Source organism: Chloroflexota bacterium (assembly GCA_034717495.1).
Lineage (GTDB): Bacteria > Chloroflexota > Anaerolineae > JAAEKA01 > JAAEKA01 > JAYELL01.
This window is the reverse complement of sequence record JAYELL010000049.1, coordinates 1-14273: the sequence shown is the minus strand read 5'-3', so window position 1 is coordinate 14273 and position 14273 is coordinate 1. Positions and strand designations below refer to the sequence as shown.

Genomic DNA, 14273 nt, shown 5'->3' with positions numbered 1-14273 from the left:
AGAGGGGGGACACGGAGACACGGGGAGGGGGGATGCGGAGACGCGGAGAGGGGGGACACGGAGACACGGGGAGGGGGGATGCGGAGACACGGGGAGGGGGGACACGGCGGTCGGATGGGTAGGAGTCGAGGCTGTGCGTAGCTCCCTTTATGGGTTAGCCGGAAGGACGATAGGGGGCCACTTTCACGTCGTATCGAGTGTATGACAGGCGCGCTGTAGAAAATTCTCCTTCAATGCTTCATCGGGGATAGTGGCGGCTAACTCCTGGATGATCTCGCGTGCCGCTGAGAATTCTTTCCGGGATTCTGTGTCTGATCTCGGAGGCGAAACGCAAACCTTTTTGCATAACCTTCAGAGCACGCCCAAAATGACCATGCACAGTGTGCAACAGGCCCAAAGACCAATGCGCCCAGACCTTTTCTGAGGCCAAGTCAACCTCCCCCGCGATTCGAAGGACCTCATGGAAATCAAACGTGGGGTCACAGGGCAGAGTAGCTGGGACCGACGCCAACCAAACCAGCCCCGAAACAGTTGTTGCGCGGCCCATCAGGCTGGACGCAAGCCTGGGGCGGTCATCCAACTCCCGGTAAAGCGCTATGGCCCGATCATAGTACTGGACGCTGGTGGCAAAATCGCCGCCCAGCAGGTTGGCGATTCCCAACAGATCCAGGGTATTCGCCAGCTCCTGCCGGTCTCCCAACGCCTCAACGATCTCCAAAGCTTCCTGATGATACTCGGCCGCCGTCAGGGGGTTTTCGGCATTCCCGTGCCAATTGCCCATCCAATTCAGGCTGTCTGCCAGAAACGCGGGTTCGTCCATACGACGGGCCAGTTCCAGCGCAGCCTCGAAACAGTCTCGGGCCTGGTTGTAGTCGCGAGAGGCCCATAGCTTTCCCAGGTCGAGAAAGGCGCGCCATTCCACTTGATATTCGCAAGCAGTGTGGGCGATCTGGAGGATCGTTGTGTGGTCGCTGCGCGCCTGATCGAGTGAACACTTCCCCCTCCACACTGGCGACGTTGATGATCTCTTGCAATTTCGGATCAAGCCGGTCGATGCGTTTTGCGATCACCGCCTCCACTCGCGCTGGGAGCACATCCTAATCCAAAGTTGGCCCTTCGATCCAGGTGCCATGTGGCCTTCCGGACAGGCAAGCCACTACGATATGAGTTGGGAGATTGTGGATGATGATGGAAACGTGCTCCTGGCTGGAGAAGACAGTGGCACTACCACAGTCCGTCATGGAAAAAACAGTAATTGGCGGACGAATGGCATAGTCACAGAAGCAAGTGAAGAATTCGAAAGCTGGATTGGTCGCCATGTGCACCAGAGTGGCAATTTTACGTGGGCAGCGTCCGGTGTTCCTGACGAAGGCGAGAGCATATTGCGAATAAACTGATGCACAGGAAAATGTGGTGCTTCTGCGGCCTGGCATAATGTGGCACTGGCCTGGCATCACAATGGGAGCCAAGAAGCCCTGCCTTCCAGAGGGCTTCTTGGTTTTTTCCGGGACTCTGATTGTGGAGTAAGATCTGCTTGATCTCGTCCGCCTCCCTCATGGTCCCGTGCCCATGGTTCCCAGCGGCGGACGTTTTCAACCAGCCCGACCGCTATCTGCGGGTGTGGTTCAGTTTGGGGTTTGCAAAACTGTTAGCGATGTGCTAATATAGTCTTGTGTACAAAATCGTATTCACCAGGCAAGTATACAAATCTCTTCGGCGGATACCTCGTGATGTAGTTAACCGGATGCGCAAGAGATTGGATCAAATTGCAGAAGATCCTTACGCACAGTATGCCAATGTAACCAAGCTGCAAAATCGACCAGGTTATCGGTTACGAGTGGGAGATTGGCGAGTGATATATGCTGTGCAAGAAGATGAACTCATAATATTGGTGCTGAAAGATATTGGTGCTGAAAGTTGGTTCTCTTGGAGGTATCTACCGATGAACGTGCAAATAATCAAAAGAGATGGAAATCCGGAATGGGCAGTTATTCCCTACAAAGAATATTTACGTTTGGCGGCAGAAGCTGAAATGCTGCGAGATGTTCGCGATTATGATGCAACTCTGGAAGCTATTGAACAGGGAGAAGAAACAATCCCCAGCGAAATCGTATATGCCATCTTAGATGGTGCAAACCCTATTCGCGTTTGGCGTCAATATCGGGAGCTAACCCAACAGCAATTATCGGAGGCAGCAGGGATCAGTAAACCGTATCTATCACAAATTGAATCAGGGAAGCGCACAGGAACAACAGAGGTATTATCAGCAATTGCCAACGCGCTCAATCTGACGCTGGATGATATTGTCAAAACAGATTGAAGGCGCACAAAACCCAATCACGCGTTAACCTGGCCTGCTTCGCAGCAGAGGACGCTGCGCTGAAAGCAAAGTCTGGCTCTGGTTGAGCAGCGCCAGAAGCCAGAACGCAGGCAGGCTACGCAATCGTTGGCCGGCCCGTGCAAATAACGGCAAAAAAAGCACCCCGCCCACCTCAGCAGGTTCCCGCGCCCACAGGCAGTGTTGCTCAGACCCTGCTTCAAGCGGTCTTCTCGTTCACCGGAAAGTAATGTGTACGTTCGTAGCACCCACCGACGCTAACGTTGCATGCACTTTGAAGGATCGCCCATCCTGCAACATGCCATGAGCCACGAACTGGATCATGGGGACCTGTGCTCCACCAGTCGGATGCAACGTTTCCTTGTAAAAGCCGGCAGAACCGATCAGCAACGACTGCATCTCTTCCAATTCAGAGATGGTCAGCACTCCGTCCTTAACTGCGCCCTGCAGTTCTGGCCAGCGTACAAACCACACTGGCACTGCGCCCAGGCCGTGCAGCTTGATCTGGATGGGTGCAGAAAGCCAAGGCTCGGCTTCCCAAATAATGAACCCATCTGTGGTAGGCGGCCTGCAACCGAACGCGTCAAAATCGTAGAACTCGAGGAGGTTGAACCCGACTGGCACGCATCCTGGTGGACGGTAGAAGACGATAGCGGCCCAATCGTCGGTGTGGAAGATTTCATCCGCTGCTATGCGCGCATAAAACGGCATGTCTCCTCCGCCGTCAGTGCGAACCTTGGCATGGACGCCTGGCACGACGAGCAGCAGTACAATGAGAACAACAACGACTAGAAGTATTCTCTTGGGTTTCATCGGATGTTACCTCCATTCATTTTGTGGATTGGGTGGATTAGCGAAGGCATCAGCGGCTACTTCTGCTTGGTCAGCGGGTGCGCCGCCAGCACCAGGGCCCGCAAGCTCTCGTCGTCAATCAGTGTCAGCGTCAATGTCTGTGTTTTCCCGTCGAAATTCCACTTGTAGGTACCCGGTATGTCGGGGTCTGCTGCCGGGCCTTTCTCATCAGTAAACACGATCTGGTCTTGTGTCGATGTATAGCGCCCTTCAACCATGAAGTCGCCGTCTTTGTAGCCCTGGAAGCGATGGTCGTCGCCGAAGGTCATTTCCCAAGTCCCCTGCAAGAATGCGCGGACTTCGTCCGGGAGTTCCGATGGAAGGTCCGCCTCCACAAGCGTGGCGGTGTATGTTCCGGGCGGCGGCGCACTTGGTACAGCACTGCACGCGGCGAGGCTGCCAAGCAACAGGGCGAGTACAACGCTCACGAGCAGAAGTCTGGTTGGTGCAGTCAATTGTCTAGGCATGGCTCGTCTCCTTTCGTTTGAAGAGTAGTCTTTGTAGTTATCATACTAAACTGCGGTGCTGATTAGAAGATCGGAGTCATACAGCCGGTCATACAATCACTAATACAAAATGTGGTATAATCGTCTCTGACACACCATCCACTTATTGGCCGTTGCAATGCGCAAGTGAGAAAATGGAGATGCGTGGCGACACATCATTCGGACAGTGGCTCAAACAGCGCCGCAAAGCACTCGACCTGACCCAGCAGGAGCTGGCGCGGCAAGTGGGGTGCGCCGTGATCACCATTCAAAAGATCGAGGCGAATGAGCGGCGACCATCCAAACAAATCGCCGGGTTGCTTGCCGAGCATCTGGGCATTGCCGACGATGAACGCCCAACATTCGTGAGATTTGCGCGAATGGGGGCGAGCGCGCCTTGGTCGGCACTATCCACCCGGGGCAGCCGCCACCTTACGAACCTGCTCGCGCAGCCGACCCCATTGATCGGGCGTGATCAGGATGTAGCCGCCGTGCGGAAGTGTCTTGTGGACGCCGATACCCGATTGCTCACACTTGCCGGTCCTCCGGGTGTCGGCAAGACACGCCTGGCGATCCAGGTTGCGGCTGGCCTGCTCGACGATTTTGGCGATGGTGTATATTTCGTCGCACTTGCTCCCGTCGGCGATCCGAACCTGGTTGCTGCAACCATCGCCCGGACACTCGGTGTCAACAAGGCTGGCGGTTACTCCTTCGCCGACCGTCTCAAAGAATATTTGCGCGACAAGCACATGCTGCTCGTGCTGGACAACTTTGAGCAAGTAGTAACGGCCGCGCCACTCGTCAGCGAACTGTTAGCCGAATGCCTCTGGTTGAGCGCTATGGTCACCAGTCGTGCGCCGCTGCGCATCCGGCGTGAACGACAGTTTCCCGTCCTTCCGCTGGCATTGCCCATCAGGACGGATGATGGTTATGAAACGGCGGAACTGATGCGTTACCCTGCCATTACCTTGTTCACCGAGCGCGCCCGGGCCGTCAGGTCCGACTTTATCCTCACTGCAAACAATGCCGCAGCGATCACCGCTATCTGCGCCCATCTGGACGGTTTACCACTGGCGATCGAGTTGGTAGCTTCCCGGACTAAAGTGCTGCCGCCAAAGACACTTTTGGAACGGATTGGCGGACGGCTGATGCTGCACACGGATGGACTGCGCGATGTCCCAGTTCGGCACCGCACATTGTACAACGCGATTGATTGGAGCTATGCCCTGCTCACGACGGAAGAACAGTTGCTGTTGGCCCGGTTTGGCGTGTTCATTGGCGGCTGGACGCTGGAAGCCGCAGAAAGAGTGACATGGGGCGTCAATAATCATGTCTCGCCTGTCTTGGATGTACTGACGTCGCTGGTTGACAACAGCCTCGTTGTACAACATGAGCAAGGCGGCGAGCCACGTTTCACGCTGCTCGAGACAATTCGCGCGTACGCACTGGAGCGGCTGACAGAGAGAGGCGAAGAAGAGATGATCCGGCAGCGACATGCCGAATACTACCTGGCTCTGGCGGAGGAAGCCGATCCGCATCTGCGAACTGGCGCGCAACAGGTGTGGCTGGATCGGCTGGACGCAGAGAACGGCAACCTGCGGGCGGCATTGGCATGGTTCATTGAACGCGCCGCGGACGCCGAAGCGGGGTTGCGACTGGCCGGGGCACTGGGGAGGTTCTGGACTATTCGCGGCTACTTGAGCGAAGGGCGTGACTGGTCGGCCAAAGCGCTGGAGAGAGGAAGTGATGCCCCGCCCGCCTTGCGCGCCAGAGTGCTGACCGGGGCAGGTGCGTTGGCCTGGCCGGGCGACCTTGCTGCTGCGCGCTTGCTTCTGGAGGAGAGCATCCTCATCTACAGGGAACTGGGCTCTTCGCAGGAACAGGAATGGGAACTGGCCCTGGCCCTGACTGCCTTCGCATTGGTAATGGCTTATCAGGCCGACTGCGATTCAGTCCAACTCGCAGCCGAGGAGGCTGTGGCGTTATTCCGCCAGGCGGGGGACAAATGGGGTGTGGCCCTCGCGCTCGCTGTTGTCGGGGAAGCGCATCTGCTACGACATGACCACAGCGGTGCGTGTTCCCGGTTTGAAGAGAGCCTGACCCTGTTTCGCGAGACGGGCGACAAATGGGGTATCGGCATCCCACTAATGAACTGGGGATATACGGACTCGCTACAAGGCAACCTTGACGCAGCGCGTGCCCGACTTGAGGAAAGTATTGTCATGCACCGCCAGGTCGGCGAACGGGTAGTGCGCGCTCTCTCGCTCAACATTCTCGCGCAGGTGGCGCAGCAACAGGGTGACTACCAGCAGGCAGCCGCGCTCTACGATGAGAGCCTGGACTTGTTACGGAAGATGTCCCTTGAGGCAAGTATCGCCGATGTGCTCCACAACCTCGCGCACCTGGTGCAGTCTCAGGGCCATTACCCGCTTGCAGCGAGGCTTTACAAGGAGAGTCTCGCCCTTTTTTCCAAACAGGGGAACGAGCAGGGGATCGCCAGGTGTCGTTCCGGACTGGCAACGGTGACCGGTGCGCCGGAAGAGGCCGCCTAAGCTCGGCTTGCATCTTATCCTCGACCTTGCCTCAAAACATATCACATTTTGCAGCATCCGATTCTTGAAAACAATTCAGCAATTCAGTAATTAACCAGTTAACCAGTTAATATGCTATAATCGCGGACATGTCGAATGCGACCGTTGCAGCGGGCCGGCAAACCAGCCGGTCCTCTGATTTTCAAGAAGCTGATGTTCGGCAGGTTGCCCGACGACGCTTCAATATCTACCCCTTTCTGCTATTCCTCCTGTCTGTCATCGCCTGGGCACCGTTGCTCTACCCGGGCTATTTTCAGGTTCACAGTGGTTTCCTGGCTGTCTTCAATCTGGAGCAACTGGCAGGCTCGGGCAACAAACTGCGCTGGCTTCCGACCCTCGGCGAACAAGCGGGATCACTGGCTGGCGAGGGGCCGCTGGCCTACTGGCTGGCTTCGTTGGTTCAGCCTTTTTGGGGCGGGATCGTTGCCCTCAAGGTAGTCTTCGGTCTGAGCATCGTGATGGGCGGCCTTGGTGCCTATCTGTGGATACGCCTTCTGGCAACCACCTCTGCCCGCGACAAGGGACTGCAGGTCTTTGCCGAACGGGCCGGCGTGCTGGCGGGCACTCTGTTGATGTTCTGGCCATACCTGCTTTCAATCATCTACCTGCGGGGTGTGCCCGGCGAGGCGCTTTTTTTGGCTTGCCTGCCATGGGTCCTGTGGGCCATCAACCATGTCAGGATCGTAGCCGGGAGTGACCCTGCAGGGCAGACCCCGGAGCAGTCTGGCACCGCAACGGCCGGCTGGTTGACCGCGATTGCCGTTGGCATAGTTTTGCTCTTTCTGAGCCAGCCCGGTTTGGCCCTGTGGGCTTCGGTGATCTTGCTGGCCTGGGCGTTTTGGCCGGCCGGCACGCGATCGGGACGGCTACCGGCTGCGGCCGCTATTGCTGCCGGGTTGCTGCTGGGATCGGTCATCGATTGGCTTCTGCACGGTTCGCTGACTCTGGCAGGGGGAGATCCAGGCGGATTTGGCGATCATGCCGTGCATCCCTATCAGCTTTTCTCCTCGTTGTGGCAGTTCGGTGGCAGTACACCCGACTGGAAAGGAGATCCACCCTTCCAACTGGGCCTGGCTGCCGTTGGCCTGGCGATGCTTGCGGCGTTGCTTTTATTTGACGGAGGTCGAGAGGGGGCCACGCAGGACTCCGCGAGCAAGGGCTACCTGGGTGGTCGTGCATCACACGACATGAGGTACGCGGTTGTTTTCGCCCTTCTGGCGGTGCTGGTAGTGACCTTGTTTGCCACGACCCTGGCCCGGCCCCTGTGGAGCCTGCTGCCGTTTCTCTCGACAACGCTCGCTTATCCCTGGCAACTCCTTGTCCTTGCCGGCCCCTGGTTGGCGTTGGCTGCCGGCAGCGTCATTCTGCTTGAACGACGGTTGGCCGCGCAAGCGATCTGGGCAGCCCTGCTGGCTTTCGTCGTGCTGAGCAGCTATGGCTACCTGGCTCCGCGGTACACCCAATCTCTGCCCGACCTGCATGTGGCAAGCATCTTCGGCGACGAAACCATCACGCTTTTGACGGCAAACGTGGCCCAGCCTGCCGAGGCTGCCATAGAGGACACTGGTGCGATCGATAGTCCCTCCGGGATGGCAGGTGAGGCGCTGACGATCACCGTCGATTGGCAAGCCCTCCAGCCAGTGGAGGTCGACTACAACGTCTTCGTGCATGCCGTGGATGAGAACGGCAGCAGAGTCGCCCAGTGGGATGGCCCGCCGCAGCTCGAAGGGCAGTCCTACCCGACGACAGGCTGGGCGCTGGGCGAGATCGTGTCCAACGTTTATCGTCTGGAGATCGATCCCGGGCGCGCTGGCGATGTGCGCCAGATCTATCTGGGCCTTTACGATTGGCAGACCGGCCAGCGATTACCCGCCAATGGCGACGATAAAGTCGTCCTGGAGGTGGGGTCGTGAACGGGCAATCACGCCATTCTTTGCTAAGCCCCCAGCTGTTGCTGCTGTTATTGCTTACACTGGTTGCTGCGGCGCCTCTGTTGGCGCCCGGCTATTTCTGGAACGCCCACGACGCTCGCCACGACGTCTATTTCATCTTTGAGTACAACCAGGGTGTGGGCGATGGCGATTGGCTGGCCCGTTGGTCCCCCGACTTCTCGTGGGGCTACGGCTATCCCATGTTCCTGATCTACGGGCCGCTACCCACCTTCATCGGAATGCTCTTTTACCGTTTTCTCGGATTCGGGTTTACCCTGAGCGTCGAGATGGTCTACCTGCTTGCCATGCTGGCTTCCGGCATCGGCATGTATGGCTTCGCGCGCTCCTGGCTGGGGCGTAACGCTGCGTTGATCGCTGCCGTGGCCTATGTGTTTATCCCCTACCGGCTGCTGGAGGTCTATGTGCGGGCCAGCCTGGCGGAATATGTCGCCATGGCCTGGTTGCCCTTCATTCTGTGGAGCGTGCGCTCGGCCTTCGAGTCCAGCCGTCCTGGCGATGGACGATCTCTGGTTTGGCCGACGGTGGGCATCGCTCTCTCCTACTGCGGGTTGATGTTGACCAGCAACCTGGTGGCGTTGATCTTTACACCTTTGCTGGGGCTCTATGCCCTGTTATTGCTGCTGAATCGTATCAACGAGGAGCAGCCGCTGCGCAAACTTTCCAAGGAGTCCCTGCTGCCCTTCATTGCCAACCTGATCCGGATCAGCGCAGCGCCCGCCATTGGCATCTTTCTTGGCCTGTTGATGAGCGCTTTCTTCTGGATGCCTGCGCTGTCGGAATCGCAATACGTCAACCAGGATCAGTGGTACGGCGGCTACTATGCTCCGGAGCAGCACTTCGTCTATCCACACCAGCTCTTCCAGCCTGGATGGGGTTTTGGAATCAGCCAACCTGGCCCTGACGATCTGCAGCAGGGTGGTCTGAGCTTTCAACTGGGCGTCGTGCCGGTGGTGCTGGCGATTATTGGAATCGCCGGATTGCGTCGAATGCCACCGGCGCAGCGCCGGGAGATGCGTTTTTTCTGGGGCTGGCTGCTGTTGGTGATTTTTTTGATGCTGCCGGTTTCCCTCTGGGCCTGGCGTAATCTCGGCTTTGTCAGCTATGCCCAGTTTCCCTGGCGTTGGCTGATGTTGACAGCCGCTCCCCTGGCGATCCTGGCAGGCAGCGTCGCTCGCAGCGGCTTTGACCTGCTTCCCAGTCGCAGCCGCGCCGAGGAACAGGACCGCAACTCCCGCCTGAACCTGCCGACGGTCCTTCTGGTGTTGCTGGTGATTCTGGGTAGCTATCCCTATCTTCAGACCCGAACGTCGGATCCGACGCCGCAGCAAGGCCCGGTCAGCTACGCGGCGCTGATGCGCTTTCAACAGAGCAGTGATCGGATGACAGGTGCGCCCAAGTGGGTCGATCTCTCACAGCGGGAAATGTGGTCTGACATGGCGGAACTCTATGTGCAGGCCGATGATCCACCGCTCGGTCCCGATGCGACAAGAGAGGCGCAGGAAGCTGCCATTGCCCGGCAGGCCGCCGCCGTGACCAGCAAGATAGACTATCGCCAGATGCCCCAGAATGAGACCCTGGCCGTGTGGAGCCTGGACATGGGCAGTGCCCACGAAAAGCTCTGGGTGCACGTAGGCGCTGCCGACCAGAAGCTGGTCTTCAATATCGCCTGGTTCCCTGGCTGGCGGGCCTATCTGCTGGAAAGCGAGGATGGGCCTGTCATCGATGAACTGCCCCTGGAGCGGGAGGATGGACCGCTGGCACGCATCGTCGTCCCGGTGCCCGAAGGGGAACACTACGTACTCGTGCGCTTCGATGATACGACGATTCGAACGGTCAGCAAGCGGATATCCCTGCTCGGATGGTTCCTGTTTGGCCTGCTTGTTTTTGGCCGGCTGCTATTTGGTATCTGGAGACGCATATGATCGACGAAGGGGAAGTCCAGGCCATTTCTGGCCGTTTCGGGCAACCGCGGCGGGAGCAGTATGACCTGCCGATCGGCGAGCAGCTATTCCTGACCCGCTTCCGCAGGTATGGAGATCGCCGAGGCGAGGTCGTGTTTGCCCTGGAACGTCCCGATGGGCGCGTGTTGTTGCATCGCAAGGCCCACTATCGTAACGGCGTTTTCCGGCTCTTGAGCGGTGGTGTGGGTCTGCAGGAGCCGGTGCTGGACGCACTCACCCGGGAGGTCGGGGAAGAGACCGGTCTTCAGGTTCAGATCCAAAGTTTTCTGGCCGTTTTGTCCTACAGGCTGGCCTTCGAAGAGATCGTTGTTCCTTTCGTTTCCTACCTCTTTCATTTGAAGGAGGTTGGTGGTTTCCCAAGACTTGATCAGGATGAGGTCGAGCAGGTAATAGCGGTATGGCCCCAGGAACTGCCGGCGGTGGCAGTTCGGCTGCGGGATATTCCCGGTGAACGAAGCTATTGGGGCCGCTGGCGAGCCATCGCGCATGATGTGGTTGCCGAGGCGTTGGGTTGATGTGGTGCTAAAGCAATGCCACTTTGAAACCAAGGGTTATGAGATGCTCGCGCAGCATGGATGACTGCTTACAAACTCCTGGTATCTATCAGGAATCACTTTAGTATGTCAAGATGCCAAAATCCGCTACGGGACTTCGTATCGAGATGCGAAATCATGACATTCTGACCATCCGACCATCTGATATTCTGACATTCTGATAACCATGAACCGACTGCGTGTCAACATTGACAGGGAACTGATTTTCCTGCTTATGCTGTCTGTTTTTGCCGTGGCCCCGCTGTTCAGCCCGGGCTATTTCTTTGACGCGCACGATGCCGGGCATTCTGTCTTTTTCCTGGTCGAGTTCGACTCGGCTATCCGCGATGGTGCTCTTTGGCCCCGTTGGGGACCCGATCACGCCCTGGGTTTTGGTTATCCCTTGTGGCTGCTCTACGCCCCCCTGGCCTACTTCGTGGCGGAGTTCTTCCACCTGCTGGGGCTGGGCTTCACAGCGGCGGTGAAAGTAACCTGGGCCCTGGCCTTTGTTGCCGGTGGTTGGGGCATGTACCTGTTGTCGCGTCGCTGGTGGGGTGACACCTCCCTGGGACGGGCAGCGGCCCTGGTGGCGGCCCTGATCTATGTTTACGCGCCCTATCATTTGCTGACCATCTCCGTGCGTGCGGCCTTTGCCGAATTCTGTGCAATGGCCTGGTTTCCCTGGGTACTGCTGGCATTCGACGACCTGATTGAGAGGGGTGGAACGCGGCGGGTGGCGCTGGCCGCGCTGGCCCTGGCCGGCCTGATGCTCACCCACACCGCCAGCATCCTGATATTTACGCCGCTGTTGATGGCCTACGTGGGTTTTGCCGTGGTGCGACGCAGCTACCGGAGTGCCATCGGCTCTCATGAACGGCATGACCCTGGCGTTGCCCAGACTTCTGGCATGGCTGCAACTCCGGAGACACAGCCGCCACAGCATGCTGGTTGGACCAGCCTTTGGCAAAGCAGCTTGAGCGCGCTGGTTGCCGGGCTGCTGGCCGTCGGCCTGGCGGCGATCTTTTTGTTACCTATGTTGTTGGAGCGACAGTACATCGTGCAGTCCCAGTGGGTACAGGGTACCTACAGCTACCGGCAACACTTCGTTTTTTTCAACCAATTCCTGGATCCATTCTGGGGCTTTGGCTATTCCGATGATCCTTTGGGCATCGGGGATGGCATGGGCTTTCAGCTGGGAATCATCGGCGCCGGGCTGGCATTGGCTGGGCTGGTGGCCGGATTGAGGCGTGAGGCGATCGGCCGATCTACCACTGCCTTCTTTGCATTGGCGACGCTGGTGCTACTGGTATTGATGATGCCGGTTGCCCAGCCTGTTTGGGATTCCGTGAGTCCTCTGGCTCTCATTCAGTTTCCCTGGCGACTGCTGGGACTGGTTTCCTTGACGGTGGCGGTTCTGGCCGGCGGCGCTGTCGTTAACCTGCTGCGCCTCGCCAATAGTCCCTCGCCATTCAATCTGGATACCCCGGCTGCTTACGTGATGGCGCTGGTCGTGGTATTGTCCAGCTTTCCCTACACGGCACCGCAGTACACAGATATTCGTCCCGAGAACGAGAGTGCGCTATCGATCATCAACTTCGAAACGCAGCATCCGGACATGATTGGCATCACGGTGTACGCCGATGCGGCTCCGACAGACACACCCCTGGTCGGGCAATACCGGTCCGGGCAGCCCCTGGAAAAGGTGGTGATCCTGAACGGCACCGGGCAGCTCCGCGGGCAGCGGGTTGGCGGCGCCTCCGTGTCGGTCGATGTGGAGGCAACCGAACCGCTGACATTGCAGTTCCTTACCTACGACTTTCCGGGCTGGGCTGCCACCATCGATGGGGAGCGTGTGTCGCACGGAAACGCAGCACCCTATGGCCTGATCACCGTCGACCTGCCCGCCGGGCAGCACATGGTCGAAATCCGCCATGGCACGACACCCGTTCGTACGCTTGGCGCGATCATCTCTCTTCTTAGCCTGGTCTTCATCCTGTTCCTCTTACTCTGGGATCGGCCCAAACCATCCGATTGCCAAAAATGAAACGCGACACGTATCAGCTATCTGGCATTCCGACACTCTGGTATTCCGACATCTTGACATAATGGTATTCTGACATCTTGACATGCCTAACCAACCTGAACTCTCATCCGACCTGCGACCAATCCGCTACTGCCCTAACTGCGGACAACATGTCGCGCAACGGGCGGACACTTGTTTTATGTGCGGGTATGCGTTGGAGGAACAGAAGCGTCGCGGGGGTTTCCGGGTGCCGATAGGAGAGCTGGTCCTTTTACTCGTGGCTCTTGGCGTGGCGTTTCTATGGTGGACGACGGGCGCCGGCCCCGAATCGACGGGTGCACCACCACAACTGACGGCCATTGCGCGCAGCGTCACGCCTGAATCTTCCGGAGCAGCAGCTTCTGGAGAAGTCGCCCCAACTGCTGCGCTGACGCCGGCAGATTCGCCAACCCCTGCAGCAACGCCGACCCCGATCATCTACACCGTGGTGCGCGGTGACACCGTCGAGAGGATCTCGGCCGAGTTTGCTGTAGACGTCGAGGACTTGCTGATCTTCAATGGCCTCACCAGCGATCTGATTCGGATTGATCAGAAGCTGAAGATTCCACCTGAACCGGTGCCGCGCGACGCGGATGGCAATCCCCTGCCCACGGCAACTCCTACGCCAGAAAGTGCCATCTACCTGGTGGTAGTGCAGGCCGGCGATACGGTGGATAATATCGCCCGCCGGCTGGGAAGCAGCGCCGGCGCCATTGTTGCGGCCAATGAAAAGATCATCAACGCGGATACGATCATTCGCCCGGGCGACCAGATCGTCGTGCCGGTCGGAACGGTGATCCCAACGGCCACACCAGTTCCGGTGGAATCGGCCACGGCGACACCCGTGCCTACTCCAACAGCAACGCCTGGTCCTCCCTGGCCCGCGCCGCAGCTTCTCTTTCCTCTCGATGGAGCGGAACTGGGCGGCCAGCCGGTGGTTTTGCAGTGGCTCTCGGTTGGGACGCTGGCGCCCGATGAGGTCTATGTCGTTCGGGTTAGCCCGGAGGGCAATCTCCGCGCCGAGTTGACGCAGCCGACCCTTGGAACGAGCTTCCGAGTCCCAGAAGATTGGTTGACTGACACCGCGTCAGAAAACCACCGCTTCAACTGGTCGGTACAGGTGGCTCGCAATGTGCGCAGCGCGACCGGGCAGCCGGGTGCCTTGTGGGCAACAAGCTTTCTCAGCCAGCCGCGCCTGTTCCTCTGGCTGCCTTCGCTCCCCCCCCCGCCCCCCAAAGGGGGGTGACCAGACCGGAGCGTCATTCCCTGCCTCGCAAAGGGGGGTGACCAGACCGGAGCGCCATTCCCTGCCTCGCAAAGGGGGGTGATTGGGAATTCCCCCCTCTGGGGGGTTAGGGGGGCCGAACAAGCCGTTCCCGTCCTCCCCCCCGGCCCCCCTAAGGGGGGTGGTCAGACCGGAGCGTCATTCCCTGCCTCGCAAAGGGGGGTGATTGGGAATTCCCCCCTCTGGGGGGTTAGGGGGGCCGAACAAGCCGTTC

10 protein-coding genes are annotated in these 14273 nt (G+C 58.6%); 7 read left to right on the top strand and 3 right to left on the bottom strand.

Annotated features, from left to right (window positions below; translation table 11 throughout):
• Positions 1-238: 238 nt before the first annotated feature.
• Entirely contained in the window at positions 239-922 is a 684-nt protein-coding gene (locus U9R25_09520; GenBank protein ID MEA3336134.1) for a tetratricopeptide repeat protein, read from the bottom strand.
• A gap of 750 nt (positions 923-1672) precedes the next feature.
• On the opposite strand from U9R25_09520, the gene U9R25_09515 reads away from it, so the two are divergent.
• Positions 1673-2320 carry a helix-turn-helix domain-containing protein gene (locus tag U9R25_09515; protein MEA3336133.1) on the top strand — a complete coding sequence of 216 codons (648 nt, stop codon included), beginning with the start codon at positions 1673-1675 and terminating at the stop codon, positions 2318-2320.
• Between the two features lie 234 nt (positions 2321-2554).
• On the opposite strand, the gene U9R25_09510 is transcribed toward U9R25_09515, so the two are convergent.
• Both U9R25_09510 and U9R25_09505 read right to left on the bottom strand, forming a co-directional pair.
• Positions 2555-3151 carry a hypothetical protein gene (locus tag U9R25_09510; GenBank protein ID MEA3336132.1) on the bottom strand — a complete coding sequence of 199 codons (597 nt, stop codon included), beginning with the start codon at positions 3149-3151 and terminating at the stop codon, positions 2555-2557.
• A gap of 56 nt (positions 3152-3207) precedes the next feature.
• Entirely contained in the window at positions 3208-3657 is a 450-nt protein-coding gene (locus U9R25_09505; protein ID MEA3336131.1) for a hypothetical protein, read from the bottom strand.
• Positions 3658-3836: 179 nt separating this feature from the next.
• On the opposite strand from U9R25_09505, the gene U9R25_09500 reads away from it, so the two are divergent.
• The 6 genes from U9R25_09500 (at position 3837) to U9R25_09475 (ending at position 14020) form a co-directional block, all read left to right on the top strand.
• Positions 3837-6227 carry a tetratricopeptide repeat protein gene (locus tag U9R25_09500; GenBank protein ID MEA3336130.1) on the top strand — a complete coding sequence of 797 codons (2391 nt, stop codon included), beginning with the start codon at positions 3837-3839 and terminating at the stop codon, positions 6225-6227.
• 128 nt (positions 6228-6355) lie between these two features.
• Entirely contained in the window at positions 6356-8179 is a 1824-nt protein-coding gene (locus U9R25_09495) for a hypothetical protein (GenBank protein ID MEA3336129.1), read from the top strand.
• Complete coding sequence (locus tag U9R25_09490) at positions 8176-10140, top strand: hypothetical protein (GenBank protein ID MEA3336128.1); 1965 nt, start codon at positions 8176-8178, stop codon at positions 10138-10140. The genes U9R25_09495 and U9R25_09490 overlap by 4 nt, the downstream gene beginning before the upstream one ends.
• Entirely contained in the window at positions 10137-10694 is a 558-nt protein-coding gene (locus tag U9R25_09485) for an NUDIX hydrolase (GenBank protein ID MEA3336127.1), read from the top strand. The genes U9R25_09490 and U9R25_09485 overlap by 4 nt, the downstream gene beginning before the upstream one ends.
• Before the next feature lie 205 nt (positions 10695-10899).
• Positions 10900-12756: a 6-pyruvoyl-tetrahydropterin synthase-related protein gene (locus tag U9R25_09480; protein MEA3336126.1), complete on the top strand. Its 1857-nt coding sequence runs from the start codon at positions 10900-10902 to the stop codon at positions 12754-12756.
• A 178-nt stretch (positions 12757-12934) separates the two neighbouring features.
• Positions 12935-14020: a LysM peptidoglycan-binding domain-containing protein gene (locus tag U9R25_09475; protein ID MEA3336125.1), complete on the top strand. Its 1086-nt coding sequence runs from the start codon at positions 12935-12937 to the stop codon at positions 14018-14020.
• Positions 14021-14273: the final 253 nt, after the last annotated feature.

Bases quoted from the DNA above. Each gene is read 5' to 3' on its own strand.
- U9R25_09510 (MEA3336132.1), bottom strand. From the start codon at position 3,151: ATGAAACCCAAGAGAATACTTCTAGTCGTTGTTGTTCTCATTGTACTG.
- U9R25_09505 (MEA3336131.1), bottom strand. From the start codon at position 3,657: ATGCCTAGACAATTGACTGCACCAACCAGACTTCTGCTCGTGAGCGTT.
- U9R25_09500 (MEA3336130.1), top strand. From the start codon at position 3,837: ATGCGTGGCGACACATCATTCGGACAGTGGCTCAAACAGCGCCGCAAA.
- U9R25_09495 (MEA3336129.1), top strand. From the start codon at position 6,356: ATGTCGAATGCGACCGTTGCAGCGGGCCGGCAAACCAGCCGGTCCTCT.
- U9R25_09485 (MEA3336127.1), top strand. From the start codon at position 10,137: ATGATCGACGAAGGGGAAGTCCAGGCCATTTCTGGCCGTTTCGGGCAA.
- U9R25_09480 (MEA3336126.1), top strand. From the start codon at position 10,900: ATGAACCGACTGCGTGTCAACATTGACAGGGAACTGATTTTCCTGCTT.
- U9R25_09475 (MEA3336125.1), top strand. From the start codon at position 12,935: ATGTGCGGGTATGCGTTGGAGGAACAGAAGCGTCGCGGGGGTTTCCGG.